The organism is Nonomuraea sp. NPDC050202 (genome assembly GCF_040656115.1).
Lineage (GTDB): Bacteria > Actinomycetota > Actinomycetes > Streptosporangiales > Streptosporangiaceae > Nonomuraea.
The window spans coordinates 52282-79270 of record NZ_JBFALF010000024.1 but is presented as its reverse complement, the minus strand read 5'-3'; the positions used below and the strand labels follow the sequence as shown (position 1 = coordinate 79270).

The 26989-nt window shown below is 67.7% G+C and carries 25 protein-coding genes, 2 tRNA genes and 3 pseudogenes; 16 read left to right on the top strand and 14 right to left on the bottom strand.

What is annotated here, in order from left to right; genetic code table 11:
* The first annotated feature begins 447 nt into the window (after nt 1–447).
* The gene (locus AB0I79_RS42880) at nt 448–1995 is read left to right on the top strand and encodes a hypothetical protein (RefSeq protein WP_357886037.1); all 1548 of its coding nucleotides are present in this window, start codon (nt 448–450) and stop codon (nt 1993–1995) included.
* A 13-nt stretch (nt 1996–2008) separates the two neighbouring features.
* Nucleotides 2009–2461, top strand: a complete 453-nt coding sequence (locus AB0I79_RS42875; protein ID WP_357886035.1) for a hypothetical protein — start codon at nt 2009–2011, stop codon at nt 2459–2461.
* 3 nt (nt 2462–2464) lie between these two features.
* Here AB0I79_RS42875 and AB0I79_RS42870 read toward each other — a convergent pair whose 3' ends face one another.
* Nucleotides 2465–3877, bottom strand: a complete 1413-nt coding sequence (locus AB0I79_RS42870; protein ID WP_357886033.1) for a hypothetical protein — start codon at nt 3875–3877, stop codon at nt 2465–2467.
* A 690-nt stretch (nt 3878–4567) separates the two neighbouring features.
* Between AB0I79_RS42870 and AB0I79_RS42865 the strand changes: the two are divergent.
* A pseudogene (locus AB0I79_RS42865) lies at nt 4568–4711 on the top strand (restriction endonuclease); the annotation flags it as partial.
* A 153-nt stretch (nt 4712–4864) separates the two neighbouring features.
* Here the strand turns inward: AB0I79_RS42865 and AB0I79_RS42860 are convergent.
* Together AB0I79_RS42860 and AB0I79_RS42855 are read right to left on the bottom strand one after the other, a co-directional pair.
* The gene (locus AB0I79_RS42860; RefSeq protein ID WP_357886031.1) at nt 4865–5818 is read right to left on the bottom strand and encodes an HNH endonuclease; all 954 of its coding nucleotides are present in this window, start codon (nt 5816–5818) and stop codon (nt 4865–4867) included.
* 383 nt (nt 5819–6201) lie between these two features.
* A tRNA-Arg gene (locus AB0I79_RS42855) sits at nt 6202–6274 on the bottom strand.
* Between the two features lie 913 nt (nt 6275–7187).
* Here AB0I79_RS42855 and AB0I79_RS42850 point away from each other — a divergent pair.
* Entirely contained in the window at nt 7188–8285 is a 1098-nt protein-coding gene (locus AB0I79_RS42850; RefSeq protein WP_357886030.1) for a D-alanyl-D-alanine carboxypeptidase family protein, read from the top strand.
* An 11-nt stretch (nt 8286–8296) separates the two neighbouring features.
* Here the strand turns inward: AB0I79_RS42850 and mscL are convergent, their stop codons facing one another.
* The 3 genes from mscL to AB0I79_RS42835 are packed head-to-tail and all read right to left on the bottom strand — an operon-like array spanning nt 8297 to nt 10120.
* A complete protein-coding gene (gene mscL, locus AB0I79_RS42845) occupies nt 8297–8698 on the bottom strand; it encodes a large conductance mechanosensitive channel protein MscL (RefSeq protein WP_357886028.1) in 402 nt (133 codons plus the stop codon).
* A gap of 22 nt (nt 8699–8720) precedes the next feature.
* Nucleotides 8721–9317 (bottom strand): RcpC/CpaB family pilus assembly protein, encoded by a 597-nt coding sequence (locus tag AB0I79_RS42840; RefSeq protein ID WP_357886025.1) that lies wholly within the window; start codon nt 9315–9317, stop codon nt 8721–8723.
* The gene (locus AB0I79_RS42835; protein ID WP_357886023.1) at nt 9314–10120 is read right to left on the bottom strand and encodes an S-methyl-5'-thioadenosine phosphorylase; all 807 of its coding nucleotides are present in this window, start codon (nt 10118–10120) and stop codon (nt 9314–9316) included. Before AB0I79_RS42835 ends, AB0I79_RS42840 begins: the two co-directional genes overlap by 4 nt.
* 140 nt (nt 10121–10260) lie before the next feature.
* Here AB0I79_RS42835 and AB0I79_RS42830 point away from each other — a divergent pair, with 140 nt between their 5' ends.
* Together AB0I79_RS42830 and AB0I79_RS42825 are read left to right on the top strand one after the other, a co-directional pair.
* Nucleotides 10261–12228 (top strand): MFS transporter, encoded by a 1968-nt coding sequence (locus AB0I79_RS42830; protein ID WP_357886021.1) that lies wholly within the window; start codon nt 10261–10263, stop codon nt 12226–12228.
* Nucleotides 12229–12813: 585 nt separating this feature from the next.
* Nucleotides 12814–12939 (top strand): hypothetical protein, encoded by a 126-nt coding sequence (locus tag AB0I79_RS42825; protein WP_357886218.1) that lies wholly within the window; start codon nt 12814–12816, stop codon nt 12937–12939.
* A 62-nt stretch (nt 12940–13001) separates the two neighbouring features.
* Here the strand turns inward: AB0I79_RS42825 and AB0I79_RS42820 are convergent.
* The 3 genes and pseudogenes from AB0I79_RS42820 to AB0I79_RS42810 form a co-directional block, all read right to left on the bottom strand.
* Nucleotides 13002–13094: pseudogene (locus AB0I79_RS42820) on the bottom strand (zinc ribbon domain-containing protein); the annotation flags it as partial.
* Between the two features lie 71 nt (nt 13095–13165).
* Nucleotides 13166–14671 carry a potassium/proton antiporter gene (locus AB0I79_RS42815; RefSeq protein ID WP_357886019.1) on the bottom strand — a complete coding sequence of 502 codons (1506 nt, stop codon included), beginning with the start codon at nt 14669–14671 and terminating at the stop codon, nt 13166–13168.
* A 24-nt stretch (nt 14672–14695) separates the two neighbouring features.
* A complete protein-coding gene (locus tag AB0I79_RS42810; RefSeq protein WP_357886017.1) occupies nt 14696–15265 on the bottom strand; it encodes a 5-formyltetrahydrofolate cyclo-ligase in 570 nt (189 codons plus the stop codon).
* Between the two features lie 24 nt (nt 15266–15289).
* Here AB0I79_RS42810 and galU point away from each other — a divergent pair, with 24 nt between their 5' ends.
* The 7 genes from galU to AB0I79_RS42775 all read left to right on the top strand — a co-directional run bounded on the left by galU (nt 15290) and on the right by AB0I79_RS42775 (nt 20133).
* Nucleotides 15290–16192 (top strand): UTP--glucose-1-phosphate uridylyltransferase GalU, encoded by a 903-nt coding sequence (gene galU, locus AB0I79_RS42805; RefSeq protein ID WP_357886015.1) that lies wholly within the window; start codon nt 15290–15292, stop codon nt 16190–16192.
* Nucleotides 16179–17366: a gephyrin-like molybdotransferase Glp gene (gene glp, locus AB0I79_RS42800; RefSeq protein WP_357886013.1), complete on the top strand. Its 1188-nt coding sequence runs from the start codon at nt 16179–16181 to the stop codon at nt 17364–17366. Before galU ends, glp begins: the two co-directional genes overlap by 14 nt.
* The gene (moaC, locus tag AB0I79_RS42795; RefSeq protein WP_357886011.1) at nt 17363–17839 is read left to right on the top strand and encodes a cyclic pyranopterin monophosphate synthase MoaC; all 477 of its coding nucleotides are present in this window, start codon (nt 17363–17365) and stop codon (nt 17837–17839) included. Before glp ends, moaC begins: the two co-directional genes overlap by 4 nt.
* Before the next feature lie 271 nt (nt 17840–18110).
* Nucleotides 18111–18590: a MogA/MoaB family molybdenum cofactor biosynthesis protein gene (locus AB0I79_RS42790; RefSeq protein WP_357886212.1), complete on the top strand. Its 480-nt coding sequence runs from the start codon at nt 18111–18113 to the stop codon at nt 18588–18590.
* Between the two features lie 54 nt (nt 18591–18644).
* Entirely contained in the window at nt 18645–19301 is a 657-nt protein-coding gene (locus AB0I79_RS42785; protein WP_357886210.1) for a GNAT family protein, read from the top strand.
* A 124-nt stretch (nt 19302–19425) separates the two neighbouring features.
* Nucleotides 19426–20010, top strand: coding sequence for a hypothetical protein (locus AB0I79_RS42780; RefSeq protein WP_357886009.1), 585 nt, complete (start codon nt 19426–19428; stop codon nt 20008–20010).
* Nucleotides 20011–20059: 49 nt separating this feature from the next.
* A tRNA-Ala gene (locus AB0I79_RS42775) sits at nt 20060–20133 on the top strand.
* Nucleotides 20134–20378: 245 nt separating this feature from the next.
* Here AB0I79_RS42775 and AB0I79_RS42770 read toward each other — a convergent pair.
* Together AB0I79_RS42770 and AB0I79_RS42765 are read right to left on the bottom strand one after the other, a co-directional pair.
* A complete protein-coding gene (locus AB0I79_RS42770) occupies nt 20379–21815 on the bottom strand; it encodes a hypothetical protein (RefSeq protein ID WP_357886007.1) in 1437 nt (478 codons plus the stop codon).
* A gap of 62 nt (nt 21816–21877) precedes the next feature.
* Entirely contained in the window at nt 21878–22294 is a 417-nt protein-coding gene (locus AB0I79_RS42765) for a hypothetical protein (protein ID WP_357886005.1), read from the bottom strand.
* Between the two features lie 575 nt (nt 22295–22869).
* Between AB0I79_RS42765 and AB0I79_RS42760 the strand changes: the two genes are divergently transcribed.
* Nucleotides 22870–23181, top strand: coding sequence for a helix-turn-helix transcriptional regulator (locus AB0I79_RS42760; RefSeq protein WP_357886003.1), 312 nt, complete (start codon nt 22870–22872; stop codon nt 23179–23181).
* Nucleotides 23182–23446: 265 nt separating this feature from the next.
* On the opposite strand, the gene AB0I79_RS42755 is transcribed toward AB0I79_RS42760, so the two are convergent.
* Both AB0I79_RS42755 and AB0I79_RS42750 read right to left on the bottom strand, forming a co-directional pair.
* Nucleotides 23447–23893: a hypothetical protein gene (locus AB0I79_RS42755; protein ID WP_357886001.1), complete on the bottom strand. Its 447-nt coding sequence runs from the start codon at nt 23891–23893 to the stop codon at nt 23447–23449.
* Between the two features lie 571 nt (nt 23894–24464).
* Entirely contained in the window at nt 24465–24800 is a 336-nt protein-coding gene (locus AB0I79_RS42750) for a hypothetical protein (RefSeq protein WP_357885999.1), read from the bottom strand.
* Nucleotides 24801–25074: 274 nt separating this feature from the next.
* Here AB0I79_RS42750 and AB0I79_RS42745 point away from each other — a divergent pair, with 274 nt between their 5' ends.
* Together AB0I79_RS42745 and AB0I79_RS42740 are read left to right on the top strand one after the other, a co-directional pair.
* Nucleotides 25075–25500 (top strand): hypothetical protein, encoded by a 426-nt coding sequence (locus AB0I79_RS42745; protein ID WP_357885997.1) that lies wholly within the window; start codon nt 25075–25077, stop codon nt 25498–25500.
* A gap of 202 nt (nt 25501–25702) precedes the next feature.
* On the top strand, nt 25703–25942 hold the full coding sequence (locus tag AB0I79_RS42740) for a hypothetical protein (RefSeq protein ID WP_357885995.1): 240 nt from the start codon (nt 25703–25705) through the stop codon (nt 25940–25942).
* A gap of 409 nt (nt 25943–26351) precedes the next feature.
* On the opposite strand, the pseudogene AB0I79_RS42735 reads toward AB0I79_RS42740, so the two are convergent.
* Nucleotides 26352–26868, bottom strand: a pseudogene (locus AB0I79_RS42735) (transposase family protein); the annotation flags it as partial.
* Nucleotides 26869–26989: the final 121 nt, after the last annotated feature.

The window sequence follows — 26989 nt, the reverse complement described above, 5'->3', positions numbered from 1 at the left end:
TTCATTAGTTGCCCGGCGGCCGATGCACTGCCTTGGTCTTCCTCGCTGTCATCCGGGCAGCCCTCAAGCCCGAACCCGCCCACCAGCACTGACCAACTCATCACGATCTCCGTGAACGAGATCCGCCGTCTCTTCGCCCAACTGACCCGGCCAGTCATCGACGAAGACCCACATCCTGCACTGGTCACACTGACGACGCCATCAAACCCGTGCCCGACAAAGCCGCTACCAGCGACGACAACTCGAAGATCGATAAGTGCGGCTGGAGTACCTGGCTACACCTAGACCACGGTGAGGAAGCCGTCTCACCCCGCTTTTCACGCGCGCATCCTGGCGAAGGGTCACGACAATCCCGGGACGACGTATTGGGGCGTTGGCAACAGTGCGAACGGATGGGACGCTGGCGTTTAGAGTTCACTGGAACACTGGTCGCCCGGGCAGGTCTCCATGAAGTACCGAGCGCTCAAGGAACCACAGCGGTTCGAAAATGCTCTCGGTGCCGACGCGGCGCAGGTTCTTGACGGATGGGTGAGCCCGCGGACAGCCAAGCTGGACAAAGAATTGGCGGCGGGGCTGAGCGGCGCCCGGCTGGCATCCGTCAACATGTACGGCCTGCCCGGCGAGCCGGGGTTGGAAAGGCTCATCGTCAAGTACTCCCCGCCCGGGGGCGAGGAGGAGGAGCCAGGCGACGCCGAGGATGTGTGGACGAACTCCCCAGAGAGCTTTCGAGTACACCTGATCCGCCAATCGGTCACCATTCCCATGCCCGGATTCGGCAAGCTGCTGATCCAACGCGTGGCCGGTGATGATCTGGACTCCTGGGTGCCCATGTCGGACTCTGAGTTGAGCTCCGCCTCGGCTCGGCTCAAGTTCAAGGCGGTCGTCAGGTCGGTGCTCAAGGATTGGAATCCGGATTTTCGGACGTCCAAGACGGAGGATGGCCTCACTGTACGCGACTTCCTGCGCATGAATCTCGGCGCCCGGGTGGAACCGGACGGCAAGGTACACAGATTCGCCACACGCTGGAACCTTCATCAGCGGAGATTCACCATGCTGAGGATGCAGGAGGAGCCGCGTGATCTGCCTAACCCGTTCACCTTGGTGTACACCGATCACGAGGTCTCCTCGACCCCGATCGAGCATGTGTTCTTCGGCCGCGCTCACGGCGACCTGCACCCGGGCAACGTGCTCATGCCGGACGACGAGTCCGATGACTTCGCGCTGATCGACCTCGATCGCTACTCAGAGAGCGCCCCACTGTCGCGGGACGTCACCCAGCTCTTTCTCACCCTGGTGGCGCCACATCTGTCAGAGCTCACCAAGGCCCAGAAGGACCTCCTGATCGATCTGATCGCCGACGGGCCGCGAAACGGCGGGCAACTGCCAGGTGAGCTCGTCGAACTGGTCGAAGCGTTCGACGAGGCAGCCATGGAATGGCTGACAGGCAAGGGCGCGAATCCAGATTGGAAGCGGCAGCTGCGATTATCGCTCATCGCCTGCTCCCTGATGTTCACGGGACGGGGAAACGAATGGGATGAGAAAAGGTGGTGGTTCCTCCGGCTGGCTTCGCGAATCTTGAGCACCCTGCCATTCGCTATGCCGGACGGGGACATTCAGGGCTTCGGGCCGTCCGGAATCGTGGGCGGTGGAGCCGCAGCGGAGCCACGACTGAAACCAGCGGCAAAATCGGAACCTGGGCGCGCTCCGTCGGTCGATTCGACCTGGGACGATTTGCGGAAAGAACTGGAGCGGACCAACTTCGCCAAGACAGGTTGGTTGGCGTTCAAGAGAAGCGCTGCCTCGCTCATCCGCTGCCTTGATAGCACGAGACCTCCGCCGCATGACTATCCGCGCCGCGTGCCGTCCCAGGTCGCGAAGTTGAGGAGACTGATCATGGAGACGGGGCAGGCGCGCACGCCGCTGGAGGAGTTCGAGAAAGGCCACCGGGAAGCCGAGAAGCTGCGGTGCCTCCTTATCCGCCTGCTCACAAAGTGAACCGGTACACCCGATGGCCGAGCCGCCCCCGGACCCCATCAGCTACGACGACGCCTTGGCCTATGCGCGAGACCGGTGCGAGAACATTGTAGGCCTGATTGCGAGTCCGGTAGAGCTCCTCGACCACCGTGAGCAGATCGAGGCGGAGGTCGATTGGCTCTTCATGGCGCTCGATACGGTCCAGCCGCAACAGATGGGCGCTGATTTCGACAACATCGAGGCCGCACGGAGGGCAATGATCAAGCAGCACAGTAAACTCGTCATGCTCGGCCGTGTTTCCCCCGAGAAGCCGGACATTATGGATGCGTGGCTGGACTTCTGGGAGACGTTCCAGGAGGCAATAGAGGGGTTGAAAGACGTCGTGGACAGTCTCCCTCCCAAGAAGGTCGTGCGCCCGGCGCTCTCTCCGGGAAGGCTCTACGTCCGGGGAACTGTAAGGCTTGATGGCGGAGAGCGTGCGGGCTGAGGCTCAACCGCGGTTGAGCAGCCGCCCGACTCCCGCGATCACTGCCGTCGCCAGCAGCCAGCCCGAGAGGATCAACGCCACGGCAACTCCCTTGTCGATACCTACCGGGTCCCAGGCGGTGCGCTGGCCCAGGTTCGCGATGGGCACGATGAGGTCAAGGGTGTAGAGGACTGGATCATAGGTGGGGCTGTCCTTCCTGACGGCGCGTGGTGGCCGCGCTGCGAACCACAGGCTCCCGGCCGTCACCAAGACGAGCAACCAGGCCAACGCGCGCCCCGGAGCGTAGCCGTACCCGAAGAGGACGTCCTGTAGCGCGCCCCATACCTTGGCCGGCGGCTTGTCGCCCCGCCGCATGCGGCGCTGCCTGGCCTGACGCACCAGGCGGGCGGAGCGCTCATCCCCGATGCGCGTGTAGTACTGTGCCAGCTGCTCAAATGCGCTTGGCCCGCTGTGGCTGTCCAGGCTCAGCCAGCGCAGGCGCTCCCGGTAGTCCATGCCGGGGCTCTCGGCGAGTCGCCGGTACGAAAAACCCTCCAAGTCTAGGTTGCCGGGCTCCGGCCAGCGCTCGGGGGAGTCCACGAATGAGTCGACCTGTGCGTCGCGCAGCACGACGCGCCCCTTGGGCGGTTCGCGGAAGTCCAGACGCAGTCTTGGCGTGTGCAGCCGGGCGAGGTTGAGGCTGCTGGTCACGGCGTCGTGAAAGGTCACCAGGATACCGACTTGGGCGCTGCGTAGCCGTACCTGCCCGGTGGAGACGAAGCCCCAGTCGGCGTAAAGCCCACGACCGATATCCGCCACGCTGGCCTCGAGACCGGCAATCTCCGCGCCGTTCAGGTAGAACGCGCCACCCACTCTCGCGCTGCGCACATAGAGCGCGCCGGCCGCGATCAGGTTCGTCCCCGTGATCGAGCCGCCCACCTGTAATTGGTCGGCGAACAGCGACCATTGCCCGGACGAGGCCAGCGTCGTCTCGCTGAGCACTAGGTCGCCGTCGATGCGCGCGTCGCTGAGCTGCAGCACGGCCGATGGTGCCGCATCGTGTCGCGGTACCCGGTACGGCGCGACCACGGCGTCTCCGACGCTTCGCGTCCGGTGGTCGGTCAGCGGATTGGGGACACCGGCCGAGCCGATCTGCGCCCGCCGCAGCGAGAAGTCGGAGCTCAGCCTGAGCCGGAGTCCCTGAACGGCACCCATCCGGCTGCCCGACACGTTGATCGAGTGACCGGTGAGGCCGTCCAGGATCAGGTTGCCGTGGACGAGGCAGCCGAGGAGTTCGAGATCGAAGTCGAGCACCTGCCCGGTCAGATCGAGGTCGCCCGTGATGGTCGCGCCTTCGAGGCGGAGCGGCCCACCACTGTGTCTGCGGAGCAGTCGGACGAAGGCGGACGGTGTCATATGCGGGTGTTTGCGCGCCATACCAGGATGATTTCCCTGCGGCGCGTCGAAGGGATCAATCCATGACGACGATCTGGAGGAGGACCTTACCGCCCCGCAGGGCCTCCACCGAGTCGTTCAGGTCCGCCAGGAGATGCGAGTCCTGACAGTCGACTGCAGGTCCAGCTTGCCGGCCTTGTGGAGCTTGGCGAAGTAGGGAAGGCATGCCGCACGTCCCACCTCCCTCCCTGTACGGGCTGGTCTACCTCGAGCGCGTCCGCCCTCAAGCACGATGACGTCGCCGTCCAGGGCGCTCTGGCCATGGCCGACTGCTGACCACCTCGGAGCCGTAGTCGAAGTCCGCGCCGCCGGTGAGCTCGTGAATGGCCCCAGGACCTGCTTCGGGTGATGGTGTGCGGCGCGTTGACCTTCGTGGCCAGCTCGTGCTTGGACTCCTGCGGGGCGACCGCGAGGATCGCCCCGGCGCCGGAGGCGCGGGTGCCCTGGATGACCGACAGGCCGACGCGCCGATCATCGCGACCACTGCCCAGTCATAGGCGCGTGTGCCTTTCGCCGCCTGCCCGCACGAGCGTCGCTCCCGCACCCGCGCGTCCGCCTAATGAGCCCGAGCGGGAGGAGTTGATCGCCGACAGGCGGGATGCTCGGCACGAGCCTGACGCACATCGAGAGCGCCGTCGTCCGCATGAGTCACGGACATGCTCCGTGTTCGAGCTGACCATGGAGCGGGCCATCGCCACCTCGGCCAGGTTCGTGGGTCGGTTGGAAATGTCCCGCGCCATGGTGGTCTCCCTGGCTGGACGTCCCGCCCGCCCCAGTCCGGGGTTGAAAGTGGTCGGGCCAGATTGCATCGGCTGACATGGCCGCCAAATCATCGCATGCCCACCCGCGGCTGACGCCATCGCGGTCTGCGCAGGGGGTCGAAGCGAGGTCGATAGCACGTGCCCGCAGAGGGCAAATCTCGCATATAGCCATAAACATGACTCACGTGAGGGACTTCCTCGTGGGTCCCTACGTTGCGAGGAACACCTCACTTAGGTGCCATCCCAGGAATGCCTGACTGGGTCGGTCGGCTGCATTATCAGGCGTGGCGACTCTACTCCCCGCATGCCGGTAGAGCTCCTCGCCGTCACCGAACTCTTGGCGTAAGCGCGGGCTGACCAGCAGCCGATGGTTCGGATCGATGGCGAGATACCCCTGATCGAATAAGGTGTGCACGTCCGAGCGCAGCAGGATGCCGTTGTCCAAGCGATGCTCGCCCCCGCGTGATACCGGGCGAATATGGGCCGCTTCCAGCACCGGGCGGATCGTGGAGCCGGTGATGGCGCAGCGCCGCCCGTAGGCGTTGAGGACCACAGCCTTGAACGCACGTTGGCCAAGACGCTGCGGGACCAGACGAGCGTCACCGAAGACCGGGCCCTCGCGCCGCCACGGCAATGACGCGTCGACAGTGTCGTCTCCGACCAGGCGGGCTACGAGGTCGTTGAAGTAGTCGGCGTATGAGTCGGTGGACATGTCGTAACCCTTGCCCTGAACGATGTTGGGAGCGAAGTCAGGGGGTGGGTCCGCGGGAGCGTTGAAAAACCGAGTGTCGCGAAGCAGGATGCAGCCGATGACCGGGTCCTCACCTGCGGCGATGGGGCGTCGACGATACTTGCTGATCCGCTCCCGCATCTGCTCCCAACTGTCGGCGCCGTTGGCCTCGCCAAAGATCTTCCATGCCTCCGAAAGAGGTAGTGGTTCGAAGGCCTCGAAAAAGCCGCCGCCGACCACTCGGTTGTATGGGAAGCCACTGACCGCGTGCCTGCTCGAATGGTGGGTCTTGAAGAAGAACGGCTCGCCGGGACGCAGCGCGCGGAAGCTTGTGCTACCTGAGGGGCGCCAGAAGTTTGCCTCCGTCAAGGTCGGGCGCGCCGCCAGGAAGCGATACCAGTCGCCGTCGGTGACTCCGACATATGTCTCCACACATGGAATTGTCGGGGTTAGTGATCATTTCTGCTAGCGGATTTGGCCGACTCGGAGAGTACAGGCCGATCATCTTGCCGTATCGCTGGTCTGCCAGATCCCGATGACCTATGCGGCGAGGGCGTCAGACGTGCGCGGTCCGTTCAGGGATGGGAGCGGCTACGGAGCAGCGCCACGGCTGAAGCCATGACCGTCATGGGCTAGTGGCCCCTGAATCGGGTCCTGAACAGGGGAAACGTAGTCAAGATCATCCCCCATATGTCCCCTGATCACGGTCTTACGGCTGCATATGGGCGCCGTCGGCTGCCTATCAAGGCCCAACATGCAAAAGACCTGCGGCCGAGAAACCGCAGGTCAGATAGCAAAGCGCCTGGTCAGAAGAGTGCCCCCGGCAGGATTCGAACCTGCGGCACCCGCTTTAGGAGAGCGGTGCTCTATCCCCTGAGCTACGGAGGCGGACTCCCGTAAGCCTAGCGAAAGTTTGGCACTGTGTGCGACGTGGCCCCGCCGTCAGTTTCCCGGGGTTGGTTATGGCTGCTCTGAGCTGCGGTAAAGGCATGACAAGTGATCAGATTCTTGCTCATCGTGCCCGGATACCGTCTGGGGCTGTGACCAGGAGGCGATGCGCGCAGGCCCGTCGGCGGCCCGTTGTGCTGTTGGGGGCGTTGCTGGCGCCGGCGATTCTTGCGGGAGGGTTGCTGGCGGGGGAGATGCGCGGGCTTGAGGAGGGTGTCGCGAGCGCCGGTACCGGTAGTGGTCCCAGCACTGGTAACGGTGGGGATGGGGCGGTGGGGTTGGCGTTCGAGCCGGTGTTGGTGCCGGCGCCTGCTCGGCCTGAGCGGCGGTATGCGGCTGCGATGCCTTCGCCTGTGCGTGAGGTGCCTGAGCGGGTGCCGAGGGTGGGGGTTGAGGAGAGGGTTCCGGAGGTTGTCGAGGAGGAGCCTGTTACGCCGGCGCCGGTGCGGACGCAGGGTGGGTGTCCGGGGGAGTGGGTCGATACCTGGCTGTGGGAGTTGTGCCGGGATCGGGAGCAGGAGGCGGCTGTTGACAGCTGGTTGCCTGGGATTTGAACCGGTGGTGAGTGGTGGGGCGTACTGACCTGTGTGGGTTGTTTGTGTGGGTGCGCTGCCGGTCGTGTGGATGGTGGTCGGTGCGGGGTCAGGGGCTTGCGCTGTGCTGCCGCTCTGGAGGGTGAGCTCGGCGGGGGTGCTGGGTGAGGGCGTTTTGGTGTGTACGGGGCGTGGCGCGCTGCGCAAAGTGGGTTATTTGTCTCATAACAGCTCTTCGGAGTTCGGTCCGGGCACTCGGGGGGCTGTAGTAACGTGCGTGCCTGACCAGGGTAACGAGATTGCAAACGGAGGAGTCGAACGTGCCAGCCCCTCGATCAGCGGGTCTGATCGCGGTCGTCATGGCGGTGGCTTCTCTGCTCGTGCCCTTGGAAGGCGTGCCGGCGCAGGCTCAGGTACGGGTTCAGCAGGCCCAGCAGGGAGCCGTGCAGCGGGATCCGTCCAATCTGACTGAGCTGCGCAAAGAGGCCGAGCGGTCGGCCAAGGAGCTCGAGGACGCGACCAAGGCGCTGGAGAAGCGGCGGGCCGAGATCGCGGCGTCCGAGAAGGAGCTCAAGAGCAAGCTCACCTCCCTGCAGGAGCTCGAACGGCGGCTGGCCGTGATGCGGCAGCCTGTCTCCCAGATGGCCGAGCTGCTGTATCAACAGCCGTTCATGGCCGGGGGCATCCTGCCGTATCTGTCCGGGAGCGCGGATGAGAAGACGCTGCGCGCGCTGATGGATGCGAACCAGATCGTGGCCGTGCGGCAGCAGGCTGTCGAGCAGACGAGCGCCTTGTACAAGGAGACCGAGCGGCTGGCCGGTGAGGCGCAGGAACTGCGGGCCGGGAACTTGCTGGCCGAGGCGCAGCTGGCCGTCGAGGTCGAGACCCTGCGGCAGCGGTCGGACAAGATCGTTAAGTCGCTGACTGCGGCGCTGGTGAAGCTGGGGATCAAGATTGACAAGGTGGGGCGGGCGGCACTCGGGTGCAATCCGCTTCGGGCGGCTACGGCCGATCAGTATCCCAACGGGCTGATTCCCAAGGGCATGCTCTGTCCGTTGCAGCAGAAGGGTTTCAGTCTCAGGGCCGATGCCACGATCGCCTTCGTCAGCCTCAACGAGGCTTATCGGCAGCGGTTCGGGAAGCCCATGTGCGTGACCGACGCGTACCGGAGCCTGGCCGAGCAGCAGTCGATCTACTATCGCCGGCCGGGGTTCGCGGCGGTGCCGGGGCGGAGCAACCACGGGCTCGGGCTGGCTGTGGACCTGTGTGGTGGAGTGGAGAGGGCCGGGTCCGCGGAGTTCGTGTGGATGGAGAAGAACTCCAAGAGGTACGGGTGGTTCCACCCCTCCTGGGCCTACAGCAGCCCGTTCGAGCCGTGGCACTGGGAGTACGACCCTAAGATCGACAAGCTTCTCTGAGGCATTCCCCTTCAGATCAGCGGCTCCACGTCCGCGCTGCAGAAGGCGCAGCGGGAGGCGGGCTTGGGGATCTCCGACAGGCATTCGGGGCAGTCGCGGGTCTTCGCCTCGATCTTGGCGGCGGTGCGCTCCTGGTAGTGCGTGTACGGCTTCACCACCAGGAAATAGATCACCGCGGCGACCATCAGGAACGAGACGATCGCGTTGATGAGGTTGCCGTACATGAAGTTGGACTGCCCGATCGTCACCTTGAGTGAGGAGAAGTCGGGCAGGCCGCCGAACGCGGAGATCAGCGGAGTGAGCAGGTCGGCCACGAACGACTGCACGATCGCGTTGAAGGCCGCCCCGATGACCACTGCCACGGCCAGGTCGATGACGTTCCCCTGCATGAGGAACTTCTTGAATCCACTCATGAAAGGAATCGTAGCCGAATGATTACTGTAAGTTAGTTCTGATGGTGAGCGAGAGGCGGGCGTGGGCTTGGGCGGTGGCCAGGTCTGCTGCTTGCGTGGGGGTCGTGGCCAGGACGATCAAGGTGCCGTCGTCTGTGTCGTGGGTCGTCTGTGATGGTGGTTTCGGGATCGACAGGACCGTGGTGTCCTGGGCGAGCTGGCGGGCCGGGGCGCCCTGGTCGTAGGCGGCCAGGAGGGTGATCGTGGAGCCGGGGGAGATCAGGGCCGCCGCGGCGGCGTCGGCGATGCGCACGGGGGTGGCGACCAGGCCGGGTGGGAGGCGGTAGGAAGCGAGGAGGCGGACGTCGGTGAGGGGCTCGCCCCTGCGCATGGGGGTGGCCAGGGTCTGGCCTGCCGGGATCGTGCGTACTGCTCCCGCGGGTGGAGGGGTGAGGGCCGCCGGGTGGAAGTCGGCTGGGTTGAGCGGGCCGGGGGACAGGTCACGGGAGGCCACCAGAACCGTGGGGGCGGAGCCGGCGGGGCGGGTGGCGATGAAGGCCGCGATGACGGAGACGGCGGCGAGCGCCGCCGCTAGGAGGCGGCGGCGACGGCCGTGGCGTGAGAGCCAGGTCTGGATCATGGCAACTCGAAGGGGAGCTTGATGCCGTCCAGGGCCGAGCCGCAGGGGCAGGTGCGATCTTCCGGGAGGGACTGGACGGCCTCCGACACCAGGGTGCGCATGCGGGTGACGTTCTGGGCGAAGAACTCCAGCACCTCGTCGTGGGTCACGCCCTGGCCGGCTTCCACGCCGGCGTCATGGTCGGTCACGAGGGAGACGGACGTGTAGCAGAGCGCCAGCTCGCGGGCCAGGAGCGCCTCGGGGAAGCCGGTCATGCCCACGATGGACCAGCCGTTGCCCGCGAACCACTGCGATTCCGCCCGTGTCGAGAAGCGCGGGCCCTCGATGACCACCAAGGTGCCGCCGTCCACCGTTTCCCAGCCGCCGGCGCGGGCTGTCGACACGGCCGTGGAGCGGCCCGTCGGGCAGTACGGGTCGGCGAAGGAGACATGGACCGCGCCGTCGATGTCGTAGTAAGTCTGGGCGCGTCCGGAGGTGCGGTCCACGAGTTGGTCGGGGATGACGATGGCACCGGGGCCGTACTCGGCTCTCAGCGAACCTACGGCGCTGGGTGCGAGCACCTGGCGCACGCCGAGCGAACGCAGGGCCCAAAGGTTGGCACGATAGGGGATGCGGTGCGGCGGGAAGCGGTGATCTCGCCCGTGTCTGGGGATGAACGCCACGGAACGCGAGCCGATGCGTCCGACCGTGACGACATCGCTCGGGGGGCCGTAGGGAGTGGCGAGCTCGATCTCCTCTGCGTCGTCGAGCAGGGAGTAAAAGCCTGAACCGCCGATGACGCCGATATCTGCGCGAGTGACCATGGCGCAGAGAGTAGCCGGAGCGGTGGTGGGTGAGGCGGACGCGAACGGCGTTCTGTGGATAACCCGGCCGGGCGATGGCGGGCTGTGGACAACCTGATTGCATAGGGTAGGCACACCAGTACGAAGAGTAGGATCGCCGCATGCGGCAACAGGGCCTCGGGCTCATCATCCTCGCGCTCATGCTCGGCATGCTGCTGGCGGCGCTCGATCAGACGATCGTGTCCACGGCCCTGCCGACGATCGTGAGCGACCTCGGCGGGCTGGAGCGCCTGTCGTGGGTCGTGACGGGTTACCTGCTGGCCTCGACCGTCTCCACGCCGCTCTGGGGCAAGCTCGGCGATCAGTACGGGCGCAAGAGGCTGTTCATCGGGGCCATCTGCATCTTCCTGGCGGGGTCGGCGCTTTGCGGGCTGAGTCGGAACATGGGGGAGCTCATCGCCTTCCGCGCCGTTCAGGGGCTTGGCGGGGGCGGGCTGATGGTGCTGGCCCAGGCGATCGTGGGGGATGTCGTCTCCGCGCGGGAGAGGGGGAGGTACCAAGGCTTCTTCGGGGCGGTCTTCGCCGTCTCCAGCATCGTGGGGCCGCTGCTCGGCGGGGTGTTCGTCGACCATTTGTCGTGGCACTGGGTGTTCTACGTCAACCTGCCGCTGGGGGCGGTGGCGTTGTGCGTGATCGTCGCGGTGCTGCCGGGTGACGACACGCGTACCAAGCACACGATCGACTACGCGGGTGTGGTGCTGCTCGGCGCGGCGACCTCGTGCCTGGTGCTGATGACGACCTGGGGCGGCACGACGTACGCGTGGAGCGATCCGCTCATCCTGGGGCTGGCGGGGGCGGCGGTGGCCCTGCTGGCCGGATGGGTGCTCGTCGAACGTCGGGTGGCCGAGCCGGTGCTGCCGCTCGGGTTGTTCCGGGTGAGGGCGTTCGCGATGTCGTCGGTGGTCGGGTTCGTGGTGGGTTTCGGGATGTTCGGGGCGCTCACGTACCTGCCTCTGTTCCTGCAGGTGGTGCATGGGGTCAGCCCGACCTTGTCGGGGGTGTACCTGCTGCCGATGATGGCCGGCATGCTCACCATGTCGATCGTGAGCGGGCAGATCATCTCGAAGACCGGGAAATATCGCTTCCTGCCCATCACGGGGACGGCTGTGGCGACCGTGGGGATGTTCCTGCTCGCGACGCTGACGGAGGGGAGCAGCCTGCTCGCGATGGGGGTCTATCTGCTGGTCCTCGGGGTGGGGCTGGGGATGACCATGCAGGTGCTGGTGATCGTGGTGCAGAACGCGGTCGACTTCAAGGATCTCGGCGTGGCCACGTCCGGGGCCACGTTCTTCCGGTCGATCGGAGGGTCGTTCGGGGTGGCGACCTTGGGGTCGGTGTTCTCGGCCACCTTGAACGACGACCTGCGGGAGGTGCTGCGTGGCGTGCGGCTGCCGCCTGGGTTCGATCCCGGGAGGATCCAGGAGGATCCGACCGTCATTCAGCGGCTGCCGCGGGGGCTGGCGCAGGGATTTCTGCATGTGTACGCGGATGCGATCGCGGCGGTCTTCCGGGTGGCGGCACCCGTGATGTGCGGGGCGTTCCTGCTCAGCTGGTTCATACCGCAGGCGCGGCTCAGGGAGACGACGAAGGCGGCGGACCTGGGTGAGGGGCTGGGGGCCACGTCCGCGGAGCGGTCGTCGCTGGCCGAGGTCGAGCGAGGGCTGGTACGGCTGGCCGATGCGGATCTGCGGCGCGGCTATTACGACCGGCTCGGGGCGTCGGCCGGGTTGCACGGGATCTCGCCGCAGGGGGTGTGGGTGCTCGCCAGGCTGGGCGGCGAGGGGTGGGTGAGGGCTGACGAACTGGCCGAGCGGGCCCGAGTGAGCAGGGAGTACGGGCGGCCGTACGTTGATCAGCTCGTGGTGGTGGGGCTGGTACGGCGGTCGGACGATGGGGACGCGTTGCGGCTTACGGAGGAGGGGGAGGAGGCTGCTGTACGGCTCCTGCGGTGTGCATGCGAGGGGCTCAGGCGGCTGGTGGCCGATTGGGGGCCGGATCCGCAGCTCGAACGGCTCGTCGACCGGATCGCGCCGGAGTTGCTCGGTGCGCCGGCCGATCGGCCTCCCTAGGGGGTGCAGGTCCGCTGATGGGGATGAGCAGGGGCTCGCAGGTGCCGTGAGGTGCGGGCCTGGAGAGGCGCGTGGTCGGGTGGTGTTGGACCGCGCGAGCGCCTCAGGTGGGTGCGCGCCATCGCATGTCGCGGTGTGGCGTCGTAGGTGGTGTGGGGTGCGTGCGCTTGTGTTGCCGGGCCGGCGGCGGTGTGGGTGTGTGTGCTTGTACGGCGGTGGTGTGGGGTGCGTGTGCTTGTGTTGCCGGGCCGGCGGTGGTGTGGGCTGAGCACTGTGTGCTGCGACCTGCTTCCGCCGGGGGGCCGGGACGTTCCTGGGCGGGCGCCGCGAACGACAGCACGCCCACGTGCTGCTCGGGCGTCGAAACCCGAGCACACATCACCGCACGTTCTTGTGGGTGAGCAGCGTGAACCACAGCACGCCGCATGTGCTGGATGGGTGCCGCACACCAGGGGGCAGCGGCACGCCGTACGTGCTGGATGGGTGCCGCATGCCAGAAGGGCAGCGGCACGCCGTATGAGGCACGGCTCCGCGTCTCGCGGGAGCCGTGCGCTTCAGCTCGACGCGGCGGCCGGAGCGGGCGTCGTGGTCGAGCTGGACGACGAGCTCGAGTCCGACGACTTGCTCTCCCCCGACTTCGACGAAGACGAAGACGAAGAAGCGGTCGAGGACGACGAGGTCGAGGACGACGAACGGTTGTCGGTCTTGTAGAAGCCAGAGCCCTTGAACACGATGCCGACCGCGGAGAACACCTTCCGCAGGTTGCCCTGGCAGTTCGGGCAGACCGTCAACGCATCGTCGGTGAACTTCTGGACGACTTCGAGCTGGTCACCGCAGTCGTTGCAGGCGTACTGATACGTCGGCACGCGCTCCTCCTTAAACAAGCTCTAGCACTCGAGCGATGCGACTGCTAATGGTAACCGATAGGGTCAAACACCTATTCCAACCCCCGCTCTCCGTACCATCCGGCCAGCTTCCCGCTGCGGCTGACCGCGCGCAGGCGGCGTTCGACCTGCTCACGGCAGGAAGCGGTGGTGACCACGAGAAGCTGGTCGTCCGCCCGGATGCGGGTGGTGGAGCCGGGCACGAAGGATTTGCCGTCGCGTACGACGAGGGTGACCTGGGCGCCGGCGGGCAGGCGGAGCTCGAAGATCTCCACGCCGTGCAGCAGGGAGCCCTGTGGCACCTTGACCTGCAGCAGATCGGCCTTGAGCTCCTCCAGCGGAGCCGATTCGACGGAGAGGTCGTGGGCCTCGCCGGGCGCGGACACCCCGAGCACGCGCGCCACGAACGGCAGCGTCGGCCCCTGGAGCAGGGTGAACACGATGACGATCACGAAGACCTGGTTGAAGAGGTGTTTGGAGCCCTCGACGCCGGCCGCCCAGGGGATGGTCGCGAGCACGATCGGGATCGCGCCGCGCAGCCCCGCCCACGACAGGAACGCCTGGTCGCGCCAGTTCACCCAGCCCAGACGCAGGGCCCAGGCCAGTGCCGAGCTGACCACGACCGAGAGCGGGCGGGCGAGGAGGACCAGGATCGTGCCGGTGATCAGACCCGGGATGATGGCCGACGGCATCTCGTCCACGTCGGCCAGCATGCCGAGCATGACGAACAGGCCGATTTGCGCCAGCCACGCGGCGCCCTCCGCGAAACCCCTGGTCGCGGCCCTGTGGGGGAGGCGGGAGTTGCCCAGGACGAGCGCCGTCAGGTAGACGGCCAGGAAGCCGGAGCCGTGCAGCAGCACCGCGCCGCCGTACGAGACGAAGGTGAGCGCCAGCACGGCGATCGGGTACAGGCCGGAGGCGGGCAGGGCGACGCGGCGCAGGGCGTACGCACCCGTGGGGCCGATGGCGAGCCCGACGGCCGCGCCGATGATCAGCTCGACGGACGTCTCCAGGAGGAACGTTCCCAGCGTCGCCTGGGAGTGGGACGCGCCGCTGAGCAGCACCACGGCGATGACCGTCGGGGCGTCGTTGAAGCCGGACTCCGCTTCCAGCACCCCCGCCAGGCGCGGCGGCAGCGGCAGCCTGCGCAGCACGGAGAAGACTGCCGCGGCGTCGGTGGAGGCCAGCACCGCGCCGAAGATCAGCGCGGTGGTGCCGTCGATGCCGAGGATTCCCTGGACGAGCAGCGCCACCACGACGGTGCTGACCGTCACGCCGACGGTCGCCATCACCAGGGCCAAGGGGACGGAACGCCGCACATGGGACCAGTTCGTGGTCAGACCGCCCTCGGCGAGGATCACCGCGAGCGCCGACAGGCCGATCTGCTGGGCGAGCTGCGGGCTCTCGAACGGGATCCCGAACCCCGAAGGCCCCAGCGCCAGCCCGAAGCCGAGAAAGATCAGCAGGCTGGGCAGGCCGGTGCGATGCGCGAGCCGTACGGACGCGATGGCCGCGATGACGATCGCGGCACCGACGAGGAGCCAGAGATCAAGCGTCATCTGGCTCCCCTCTCGTACCTGCGTTCACATAAGCCTAGTGAGTCCGGCAGGCGTCATGGCATAGCGGACCGCGCGGTCATGGGGTTCCGACGGGACATCGTCGATCAGTTCGCCGTCGTGCAGCAACGCCACGGTGGGGACGTTCGGGCCGACGCGGGCAAGGGCGCGGTCGTAGGAGCCGCCGCCGCGCCCCAGGCGGATCCCCGTCCGCCGGTCCACCGCCAGGGCGGGCACGATCACGAGCGCGGCCGTGCGCACGGCGTCCACGCCGCGGCGCGTGTCCACCGGTTCCATGATCCCGAAACGGCCGGGGGCGAGCGTGTCCGGGCCGTCGTACACCGCCCAATCCAGGTCATTGTCGTCACGCAGGACCGGGAGGATAACGGTGGCTCCATGTTTCCAGAGAGCGAACACGAGCCCGTGCGTCTCCGGCTCCGACCCCGTTGACCAGTAGCAGGCCACCAGCCCGGCCATTTGGACCCAGGGCTGTTCGAGCAGGGTTTCGCGGACCTTGATGGCGTTTGCACGCAGTTGCTCGGGGGAGAGGGAGGTACGCGCCGCGCTCAGCTCGCGGCGCAGGTTCAGCTTGTCCACAGGTCCCTCCACTAGGGTCTACTCATGGCTGACTTCGACCCTGTGACGAAAGCCGTCGTGCCCGCCGCGGGTCTGGGCACCCGGTTCCTCCCGGCGACCAAGGCGACACCCAAGGAGATGTTGCCCATCGTCGACAAGCCCGCGATCCAGTATGTCGTCGAGGAGGCCGCCTCCGCTGGGCTCCTCGACGTCCTCATGGTCACCGGCAAGAACAAACGCTCGATCGAGGATCATTTCGACCGGGCGTTCGAGCTGGAAGAGGCCCTTGAGGCCAAGGGCGACGAGCACCGGCTGTCCCAGGTTCGCGAGCCCGCCTCGCTGGCGACCCTGCATTACGTACGGCAGGGCGAGCCGAAGGGGCTCGGCCACGCGGTGCTCTGCGCCAAGCATCACGTCGGCGATCACCCGTTCGCCTGCCTGCTCGGTGACGACCTGATCGACCACCGCGACCACCTGCTGCGGCGCATGATCGAGGTGCGTGACACGTTCGGGGGGAGCGTGATCGCGCTGATGGAGGTGCCCAAGGAGCAGGTCTCGCTGTACGGCGTGGCGACCATCGAGGCGACCTCCGAGGAGGACGTCGTCCGCGTGACGGACCTCGTGGAGAAGCCGCCGGCCGACGAGGCGCCGTCCAACTGGGCGATCATCGGGCGTTACGTGATCGATCCGGCGGTCTTCGAGGTGCTGGAGAAGACCCCGCCGGGGCGTGGCGGGGAGATCCAGCTCACCGACGCGCTGCGGACGCTCGCCTCGCGCGGCTCCGAGGAGGGCGGGCCGGTGCACGGTGTGCTGTTCAGGGGACGGCGCTACGACACGGGCGACAAGCTGGACTATTTGCGGACCGTGGTGAAGTTCGCGGCGGATCGCCAGGATCTGGCGCCGGAGTTCGTGCCGTGGCTGCGGGAGTTCCTTGATGAAATCAGTTGACGCGCATCTGGCCGAGATCCTGGCCACTGTACGTCCGCTGGCCCCCCTTGAGCTGGAGCTGGAGCAGACTCTGGGGACGACGCTGGCCGAGGACGTGTCCTCACCGGTGCCGTTGCCGCCGTTCGACAACTCGGCCATGGACGGGTACGCGGTCCGGGTCGAGGACTTGTCGGAGATCCCGGCCACCTTGCCGGTGATCGACGACGTGGCGGCAGGGTCGCTGGAGCTGCGGGCCGTGGGGCCGGGGCATGCCGTACGCATCATGACCGGCGCTCCCCTGCCCGCCGGGGCCGATGCCGTGGTGCCGGTCGAGTGGACCGACGGCGGCACCGTCTCCGTACGCATCGATCGCCGCGCCGAGGCCGGCCACGCGATCAGGCGGGCCGGGGAGGACGTGCAGACCGGCGAGGTCGTGCTGAAGGCGGGCACCGTGATCGGGCCCGCGCAGCTCGGGATCATCGCCGGGGTGGGGCGGCGGCGCGTCTGGGCGCGGCCGCGGCCCAGGGTCGTCGTGATCTCGACCGGAGCCGAGCTGGTCGAGCCGGGCGGCACCCTCCAGCCCGGCCAGATCTGGGACTCCAACAGCTACACCCTGACGGCGGCCGTGCGGGAGGTGGGAGCCGAGGGCTTCCGCGCCGGGTCCGTCGGGGACGATCCGGGCATGCTGCTCGATCGGCTGGACACGCACCTGGTGCGCGCCGACGCGATCATCACCAGCGGCGGGGTGTCGATGGGCGCGTACGAGCCGGTCAAGGAGGCGCTGTCGCCGCTGGGCACGGTCCGGTTCGAGAAGGTGGCGATGCAGCCGGGGATGCCGCAGGGGTTCGGCGTCCTGGGGGACGACCAGGTGCCGATCTTCGCGCTTCCTGGCAATCCGGTGTCGTCCTTCGTCTCGTTCATGCTGTTCGTCCGGCCTGCGCTCGCCAAGATGCGCGGGCTGCCCGGCGGGATGCCCGAGACGGTCACCGCGCGGACCACCGGGCCGTTGCGGTCGCCGTTCGGGCGGCGGTCGTACCTGCGCGGGGTGCTGGCGGCCGACGGCACGGTGTCGCCGGCGCACGGTCAGGGATCACACCAGCTCGCCGCGCTGGCCTCGGCGAACGCGCTCATCGTGGTGCCGGAGGATGTGACCGAGGTGGAGGCGGGGGCTTCTGTGAAGGTGGTCCGGCTTTGAGCGAGCTGACGCACATCGACGAGACCGGAGCGGCGCGCATGGTCGACGTGTCGGCCAAGGACGTCTCGGCCCGCAGCGCCACGGCCACCGGGCGGGTGCTGCTGTCGGCCGAGACCGTGGCGTTGCTGCGGTCGGGCGAGGTACCCAAGGGTGATGCGCTGGGGGTGGCGCGGATCGCGGGGATCATGGGGGCGAAACGCACGCCCGATCTGATCCCGCTCTGCCATCCCATCGCGTTGCACGGGGTGAAGGTGACCCTCGACGTCGAGGACTGGGGTGTGGGGATCAGCTGCCGGGTCAAGACGGCCGACCGTACCGGGGTGGAGATGGAGGCGCTGACCGCGGTGTCGGTGGCAGCGCTGGCCCTGATCGACATGGTCAAGGCGGTGGATCCGGGTGCGGTGATCACTGAGGTGCGGGTCGAGGAGAAGTTGGGTGGGAAGACCGGCCGGTGGACGCGCGATCGGGCCTGAGAGGTTGATGGCGGGCAAGGGCTCACGGCGGGCGGGAGCCGGGGCGTGGTGCGGTGGTGCGCTGATGGCCTGGAAGGGCGTGACCTGTCCTTGTGACGGGCTTGATAGGCGCGACCGACCACGGCTAGGGCCGCTGACGGCTGGAGTGCCGCTGCCGGCGCCTGTACGGGCGCCGGCGGGCAGTCGGGCATGATGGGGCGGAGATCGAGCCGGCGGGCGGAGGTCAGGGCCTGACCGGGGCGGTTGGAGCGGCAGACGGGAGCCGGGCGTGATGCGGGCGTTGGTGATTACGGTGTCCAACCGGGCATCGGCGGGGATTTATGAGGATAAATCCGGGCCGTTGCTCGCCGATCTGCTGCGGCGGGAGGCCGGGTGCGAGGTCGTCGACGGCCCCGTGGTGGTGGCCGACGGAGAGCCGGTCGAGGGCGCGCTCCGTGACGGGGTGGCGGAGGGTTACGACGTCATCGTCACCACCGGCGGGACGGGGCTGACGCCGATGGATTTGACACCGGAGGTGACGTCCCGGGTAATTTCTCGGGAAATTCCCGGCATTGCGGAGGCCATCCGGTTGGCAAATCGCGAAAAAGTGCCGACCTCCGTGCTGTCTCGCGGGCTGGCTGGACAGGCGGGCAAAACCTTGATCGTTAATTTGCCCGGTTCGTCCGGAGGTGTGCGTGATGGCGTGGCCGTGCTGGCTCCGATTCTGCGGCACGCTGTTGATCAAATGCGGGGAGGCGATCACCCGCGTTGACGGCGAATCCGATCGCCCTCCTTGAGCCGTGGCGACATCATGCCCGATCGGGGGATGATAAGAGGTGTGGATCGACTTCGTGGCTGGCCGGTGATCTTGAACGAAGGTCAGGTAGGCCTCCGGCCGCTGCGGCTGAGCGACGTACGCGTGTGGCGCGAGACCCGGCTGCGCAACGCCGACTGGCTACGTCCGTGGGAGCCGAGCAATCCTGAGACACCGCTGTTCAGGACCGGGCTGGGGCCGTACGTCTCGATGGTCGGCACGCTGCGCCGCGAGGCACGGCAGGGGCTGGCGCTGCCGTGGGTGGTGACGTACGACGGCCGGTTCGCGGGGCAGCTGACCGTGGGCGCCATCGTGTGGGGCTCTGCCCGTTCTGCCCAGGTCGGCTACTGGGTCGACGGGGCGCTGGCCGGCAAGGGGATCATCCCCACCGCGCTCGCCATGGCCGTCGACCACTGCTTTTTCACCACCGGTTTGCATCGGCTGGAAGCGAACATCCGCCCCGAGAACCAAGCCAGCCGTAGAGTGGTTGAGAAGCTGGGATTCAGGGAAGAAGGCATTCGGCGTCGCCAACTTCACATCGACGGAGCCTGGCGCGACCACATTTGCTACGCGCTGACCGTTGAGGATGTTCCCGGCGGGCTGCTCGTGCAGTGGCGTCGCGCGCGTGAGTCAGCCGCTCACGGTGGGTCTCCCGTCGAAGAGGTTTGACGATCTCGCGACACACCGCACCGAATGCTCGTCAATCAGTGACACGCGGTCTTACGGTGCGTGACGTGAGCATATTGAAGGCGCGACGAACACATCCGCGTCTTCGTGCTGCCTGGAGGTGGTCGTGAGCAGCGTCCTCCTCTATCTGGCCATCGTCGTGATGTGGCTATGCGTCCTCATCCCGATGTGGCTGCGCAAGGACAAGGCGAACCTCGCCGAGCTGGCCGAGCTCGAAGAGTATTACACCGGCGAGCACCAGCTCCCCGACCTCGACAACCTGGCCCCGCCCGATTCCGACGAGGACGATGAGACGCCGCCGGTGGAGGCCGAGAAGGTCGACGTCCGCCAGTTCCGCTTCCGGCGCCGCGCCATCATCGTGGCCCGCCGCCGGCGCCTGCTCTTCTTCACCGCCCTGCTGGTGCTGGCCTCCGTCGTGACCGCCGCCGTGAAGGTGATCCCGTGGTGGGGCGTGGCGCCGTCCGTCGTCATCATGCTGGCGTACATGGCGTTCCTGCGCATCGCCGTACAGGTGGACAGGGAGCGCCGCGATCGCGCCCTTCTGGCGCGTGCTGAGCGGCTCCGGCGGCTGCGTGAGCAGCGGCGGGCCGCCGCGGAGGCGGAGGCGGAGATCATCGATCTCACGACGATGCAGTCGGACGTTCTGTTCGACCAGTACGCCGAACCGCCCAAGCGAGCGGTGGGGGACTGAACGGGTGGCGCGAGGACTCTCGGAAGTTTGCTAATCTAGTCGAGTCCTAGGGGATGTAGCGCAGTCCGGTAGCGCACTTCGTTCGCATCGAAGGGGTCAGGGGTTCGAATCCCCTCATCTCCACCCAGGGCCGTTCTTGAGACGGCTGGACTGAGTTGACGGGATCCCGTCTGATCGTCGTGATCGGGCGGGATCTTGTCGTTTCAGGCGTTTCCGAATTGGGTTCGTCCCGGTTTGGGGACCGCAGCGCGGGTGTCCGGGAAGTCCAGGGTGGTGTCAGGCCGCTGGTGGAGGACAGAGATCCGGCCGTTGGGCATGGCGAAGCCGACGGTGGGCTGGGTGCTGCGGCCAGGTGGCGGTTTTGCGGCTTATGGGGTGGGTGGTGGCCTGCTCTGGCCTGCGAGTGGTGCGCCGTCGAAGGTCGCGACTGGTGTCTGCGGAGTGCCGGCGAGGGTGACGGGCTCGTCTTGGGGCTCGTGGGTGTGGCGCCACTGATCGAGAAAGTGGTCGTTGGCGACCGCGATGAGCAGCGCGGCCAGGATGGTCTGGGCGACGCGTCCGTGGGCGAGCCGGTTCTTGGGGTCGCCGAGGTCGAGGTCGTGGCCCTTGAGGCGGCCGTTGATGCCTTCGGTGTTGGCGCGGACAGGCTTGTAGGTCCCGATCCAGGCGGGACTCAGGTAGGCCAGGTCCTGGCGGAACTTGTCGAGGTGGCCGAGATCGTCCTTGCGGACGGTGATGGTGTGCTGGCGGCAGATCTTCGGCAGTTGGTCGGTCTTCAGGTCAGGCTGCGGTGGCAGGACGCGGGGTTTGGCCGCAGGGTGGGCGGCCCGCTGCCGGGCGTCGGTCAGGTCGACCGGGGCGGGCCGGCTGGGGCCGCGCTGGTGGAGGCGGTCGAAGCGGGGGCAGGTGACCGACGGGGAGGTGCCCGCTGCCGGGCACTGGAAGCGGACGGTGCCGTCTGCGTTGGGGCTCTGTTTGAGGCGCAGCAAGTACGGCTCTCGCGCGGCGATCAACGCGGTGAGTTCTTGCGATGGTGTGCGGATAGCGGCGTCGTCCAGGCCGCTGCTGGCCTGGGCGAGCCTGTCGGGCATCAGCGGACAGGCCGGGGAACCGTCGATGAGCAGGGCGCCGTGGACGCTGCCCTGCACTCCCCGCTGGTCCACTTTGTAATCGAGGGCGAGCCGGTAGCCGAGTTCGCGTGCGGGCCGGGCGAAGTGATCGGCGGCCTGGTCGGTGTAGGCGCGGTCGACGGCGGCGAAGGCTGCGGGCAAGCCGAGGGTGGCCAGGGGTTTGAGGGTGGTGATGGCGTTGGCGCCGATGCGTTTGTGCGGAGTGTCGAGGACCAGGGCGAGCGCCAGTTGCGGGAAGGAGCCGAGTGCCGGGTGGGTGCGGGCGGCGACGGTGAGGGTGGCGCTGCAGTCGTACTCGGGTGGGCCGTTGCCGGCCAAGTGATGCAAGCCCGCGGTGATCTCGGTGGAGGCGATCAGTTCGCCGGTGGAGCGGCGGGTGCGGGGTGGGCGGGCGAAGACCGGGGCGGCGGTGGTGTCGATGCCGACATCGCCGCGGAAGTGACGGAGGTAGCCCCGGCCTTTGGCCCAGCGCACCGGGGTGAGCACCAGCGCGGTGGCAATGTCCTGCAGCAGTTCCCGCTTGCGCGCGTGTGCTGGGTCGTCATCCTCCCAGGCGGTGGCCAGCGTGTCGGCCTGGTGCTGGGGCAGGCGGGCGCGCCGATCGTGGCGGGCTGGATCGAGCACGGTGGTCAGCCGGTCGAAGGCCCGGTAGAAGCGGCGGGAGGAGGCGAGCACCTGGTGGACATCTGCGGGGTCGACTTAGGTGCGGGGCGGCCAGGCGCGTGGCTTCGCCGTGCTCACAGGGTGCGGCCGCGTAGCAGCGCGACCGCGGTGTGCTCGTCCAGGGCGGGGACGAAATGGCTGTAGCGGGCCAGTGCGGAGGTGCTCATCCCGGCCGCGGCGGCCACCACGCCCAGGTCGATGCGGGCGCTCAGCAGTTCGACGATCCAGGAGGCGCGCAGCCGGCGCACCGACAGGGCGGGCAGGCCGCCGGTCGGGGTGTGGCGGGCTGTCCAGGAGCTGAACAGGTTCTTGGCGTGCCGGGCGGCGCGCCTGGGCCGGAAGATGAAGGCGTCGCCAGGCTGGTGTGCGGCGTGGGCCAGGATGTTCTCCCAGGCGGCGCGGCAGACGATCAACCGGTCTGCGCCGGGGACGCAGGCCACGATCGCGCCGGAGTCCAGGCGGCGAAGGTGCCCGGTCCGGACGGCGGTCACCTCCTCGGCGGTCAGGCCGCAGCCGGAGGCGAGCGCCGTCAGCGCCAGCGCGTCGGTGCGGGCCTGGCCGGGCAGGCGTTCGGCCCAGCCGCGAAGGCGGCCGAGCTGGGCTGGCGAGTAGGGCGGGCTGACCGTCTTGGGGGGCTGTCATCGGCGGCGGCGCTTGTTCGCCGCGTTCCAGCCAGGCCAGCGCGGCGCGCATGTGCCGCAGCCAGGACCGGTAGGTCTGCGCCGAGCTCGGGGCCAGGTCGGTGCAGCCGGTCAGGACGAACGCGTCGATCGTCTCGTGCCGCAGCCACACTTCCGGGTCATCGGGCAGGCCGGAGCGGTGACACCACACGGCCAGGCGTGCGGTCGCGGTGAGCAGCCGCTCGATGCGGTAGGGGGAGCGGTCGGCGCTGGCGGCGACCAGCATCCGCACGTGCCCGGCGATGTGGTCCCATTCCGGCGGGGCCTGCTGCGGCCGGTAGCCGGTGATCGTGGCCGAGGTTTCCGCGTCGAGGGTCACACCCCATCCAAAGCGGCAGGACAACCTGCCGTTACGCAGGGCGACGACATCCACCGAAAGGAGTGATTTGTCATGGTCGGAGGACGCGCGCGCTCGGCCGCCCCCCGGGACCTGGCGAGAACCCGCAGGCCTGGCCCCACGCGGACCTGGCCCGCCACCCGCCGCCGCCGTCGTCCAGCAGATCGCCGCCACCCTGGCCGGCATCCTGGCCGAACGCCGCCTGAGCCTGCGCGGCCTGGCCGCCGCCTCCGGCGTCAACCGGCAATCCATCGCCGACCTGCTGGCCGGAAGGTCCTGGCCGGACGTGGCCACCATCGCCCTGCTGGAGACCACGCTCACAGTCCGGCTGTGGCCGCAGGGAACCCCGGCGCCCCGATGACGACGCCGAACCCCGCGCCGAACGCCATGATGACCTCGACGGCATGATCGAGCCTTCTCTCCGCCGCCCCGGAAACCCGGACATCCGGGCAGAAGCAGCCGTCATTTGGCTCGACAGCCTCCAAGCGATCACATATCGCGTTACGCTCAGAAGGCGCGAGCCTTCAAAGAGTTAGGACCTGTTGGGCGCTCACGCAACCCGGTGCCGTCGAGCTGCAACTCGGCGGCACCACTGTTTGACCCGGTCGCCAGACCGGCATGTCGGCTCAGCTCGTGGCGGCGCTCCCTTCGCCGGCGAACCCGTTCACCCCGGCGGCGATCGTGAACAGGCCCTGCTCCCGCTCGGCCAGCCAGCCATCGTCCACCAGCCGCTTGAGCCGGGCGCGCATCCCCTCCACCTGGCCGCGGACATCCTGCTGACCCAGCGCCCGCACCACATCCCGCGCCCGCAGCGGCTTGTCGGAGCTGGCCAGCAACACCACCGCGTCCTTGCGCAGCCCCCGCAGGGCCGGACGCTCCTGAGGGGCCTCCGCGTGCCCGGCAGTTCCCGGGGCGACGTGGCCCGCAGCATCATGATCGGCATCGGCAACCTCGCCGAGCCCCGCGTCGGCCGGCTCGTCGGCCGCCTCCAGCGCGGTCAGCTCCTCGCGCGCGATGGACAGTCGTTCCAGGCGCCGCTGCGCCACGGCCAACCGCTCCTGCAGTTCCTCCATCTGCTGGGGACAGCTCGGCGCATTGCTGCCGTGCGGCCTCCTCGGCCCGGCCCAGCTCTGTCAGCAGCGACGTCACCATCGCCTCCCTCGCGGCAGTCCCAGAACCATCGCTATCACTCAGCGCATAGCTGCAACTCCACACTGTAGGCGGCAATGGCATCGCTGACCCCAAAGACTGCAAGATCCCTTACCGGCCGCACGAAGAAGGCATGCCCTCCACCACGTGGACAACGATCATCGCATTGTCATCAGAGCCACCGCGGCTCTCCGCCCTCAACGCAGGCCGAAGAACATCCTGAAGGATGGCGCAAGCGTCCATGGTCAGGTCAGGCGAACGACTTTCGCGTTCAACGCATCTCATTCAGCGGAAAACGCCGATCCGAGAGGCGCCCGATGGCACTCAGACGAAGGATGTGGAATCAGCCTCGATTCTTCAGCTGGTTGGCTTGCGTGAGTGGCCCCGCGGGTTCGCCCGTAATGTCCCCAAGGCGGTTGGGGCGGGCCGTCGCATGACGCTGCGGGGGCGCCGGGGCCCACGGGCCCGGATGAGCTCCTTCCTCGATCGTCGTGGTCAGGCCCGGCTCTCAGGCGAGAGCGGGCAGGTCGGTGAGGCGCTGCCAGGCCAGGACGAAGGCTTGGGCCCAGGGCCAGGTCTGTTAGATGCGCAGGTGGCGGCGGGCGTGGGCGGCCAGCCGGGCCGGCAGGTCGCCGCCTGGTGAGCTTGCAGCCGCTCGGCCTCCAGCAGGCTCCGCGCGCCGCACGCGATCGCCGTGGCCAGGCTGACCAGGACGTGCGCGCGGTCGCGCCAGGTCGCGCTCTGCCGATGCGGCCATAGCCTGCCGAGCGCCTCGCTCAGCCCGACCCGGTCGGCGAGCTTGTGCAGCAGCACCGCTCCCGCATGACCCACAAGCCCTTTTCCATCGGCTGTGACAGACAGCCGGCGGTCCCACCCGGTACGCTCGTTCACCAGAAAGGTGCACCTGCTTCTGCACTGGATATGGCGTCGACACCCAAATCCTTGCAGCTCAGGGGCACCTTTTCTCATGTTGCAGGTAGAGCTGGCTCCCTCGGCTGAATACCTGAGGTCAGTGAGAACACGTGACTTCAGGCTCCCGCTCTGGCATGGCTTGGGCGCTCTCGCGCTTGCCACGCTCATGGGCTGCGTTCCGACCAGCCCAGCGTTGACCGGGCTGACCGGCATCACGGTCAACGCCGAAGGACGGCTGACACTGGTCGTGGCCTGGTGCCAGCAGCCCCCAGACCGTGTGGTCATCTACCAGAGGGTCAATGATCGGCTTGAGGACCAGGCTGAACTTAAGGCTCCGAAGTTATCCGGATCGCCGGTCTTTCTGGACTTGGAGAAGATTCCGCCAGGCTGGTCTCTCGTCGAAGGCGATCTGAACTTCCAGCCAGGTCACAAGTACGTTGCCGGCGCGTACAACGCCAAGACGTCTGGGGGAACGTTCCGCGTCTCCTTCACAACCGCGTCCAAGACGAACCCGACGGGTCGCATCCTTATCCAGGACCACAGCGGCGAGCAGCCCGACGGTGTCGATGTGCCGCTTTCCGCCGCCGAGTTCATGACACGAGCAAACTACTACTGCTGAGAGGCTGCATCTGCTTCCGGCAGCCCGCGGGATGGCCTCGGAGCTTCTGTCAGAGACCACCACGACCTGACCCTGGGAAACGATCACCTCGCTACGCGAAACGATCTTCTAGACATGGGTTTTAGCCCAGGCCAGACGTACTCGTGAACACCCCAGTGCCAGGAGGGCGGCCCGTCAGAAATGGATCCTCATCTACGAGGAGATGCTGGCACTCAACGCTCTGGAACTGCGTCCCGGCATCACCATCGAGGACCTCGCGGACATCCTCTCCGTCACCATCGAAGGCGTCGCCCTCCGCGCGCTGTCCGGTCCACCGGAAGAGCGGGAGCAGCTTCGGCTGACCCTGCGCAAGGCAGTGCTCGCCGTGCTGGTTTCCAGCGTGAATCCCGGGGACGGCCTGTGCCTCGACGAGGTGCTCTGGCAACTCATGGCCGTTCCATAAGCCATGCGGGGCACCCCGTCGCCGTGAACGATCCCCTCTTCACGAGACTGCCGCGCTGCATGGTCAGCAGGTGGTCGAGAGTCACGTGCGGTTGCGGGCTGAGGCCGACGTCGCGCTCAGGCGCGACGTGCCGGCCGCGGAGGCGAATCGAGGCCTCGGCCGCCTCACAGGCGTGCCCAGCGTCAACCGGCCGACGCCCGGTACGGGTGGCCACGGTGGTGGGCGGCAGAGCGTGCTATGCAGGAGGTCCGGATGGAGCGGAGGCTGGCATGGGGCAGGGCAGAAGACCAGCGGTCGTGGCCTGGTGGGCCAGCGACGGCACTGCGATTCTGCCGCCATGTCACCTACCGACGAAACCCGACCCTCCAGCACGGCTCGACGCGCGTCTGCCAGTGGCCGGACCCGGTCGGCCCGTTTGGTTGATCAGGACGGTGGCATACCGGTGCCGCCGCTTGAGCGCGAAGTCATCACCCCCAGCACGCGCGGGACCCGCAACGCCGGCAGTGGCAGCCGCACCAGCAGCCGCAGCGCCGTGGACCTGGAGATCGTGACGGCCAGGACCGCCGACAGCCTCGCCCCCGCCCGGCCGGCCAGTTCCCTGACCACCGCACCCCCAGTTGATCGGTGAGTCTGCTGGTGCGACGCTGGTAGCGCTCGAGCAGCCCGGGAACCTGCTCACGGAACGTCCGGCGAGGACACTCCCACGCTGGGCAGAGCAGACGCCGTACCTGTAGCGACACCACCACCCGCCGTCCGTCGACCGGGACATCCGTGACCGTCCGGCTCGCGTGGCCGTGCACCCGGCCGGTCAGCGCGCCACACACCGGACGCGGCACCGGCTCGCCCCGGGTACGGGCCATCACCCGAACGAGGTCGTCCTCGTCCTGCACTCCCTCGATGACCAGGGCAGCCAGACCTGCAAACACCACACCTACAAGATCGTCGATCTTCAGCACGGCCCAGCTTGGCAAGCATCACCCAACGCCACCACCGATTACGGGCCAGAGCCGTTAGTTTTACAGTCCCTGCCCGGTTCAGCGGGGAACT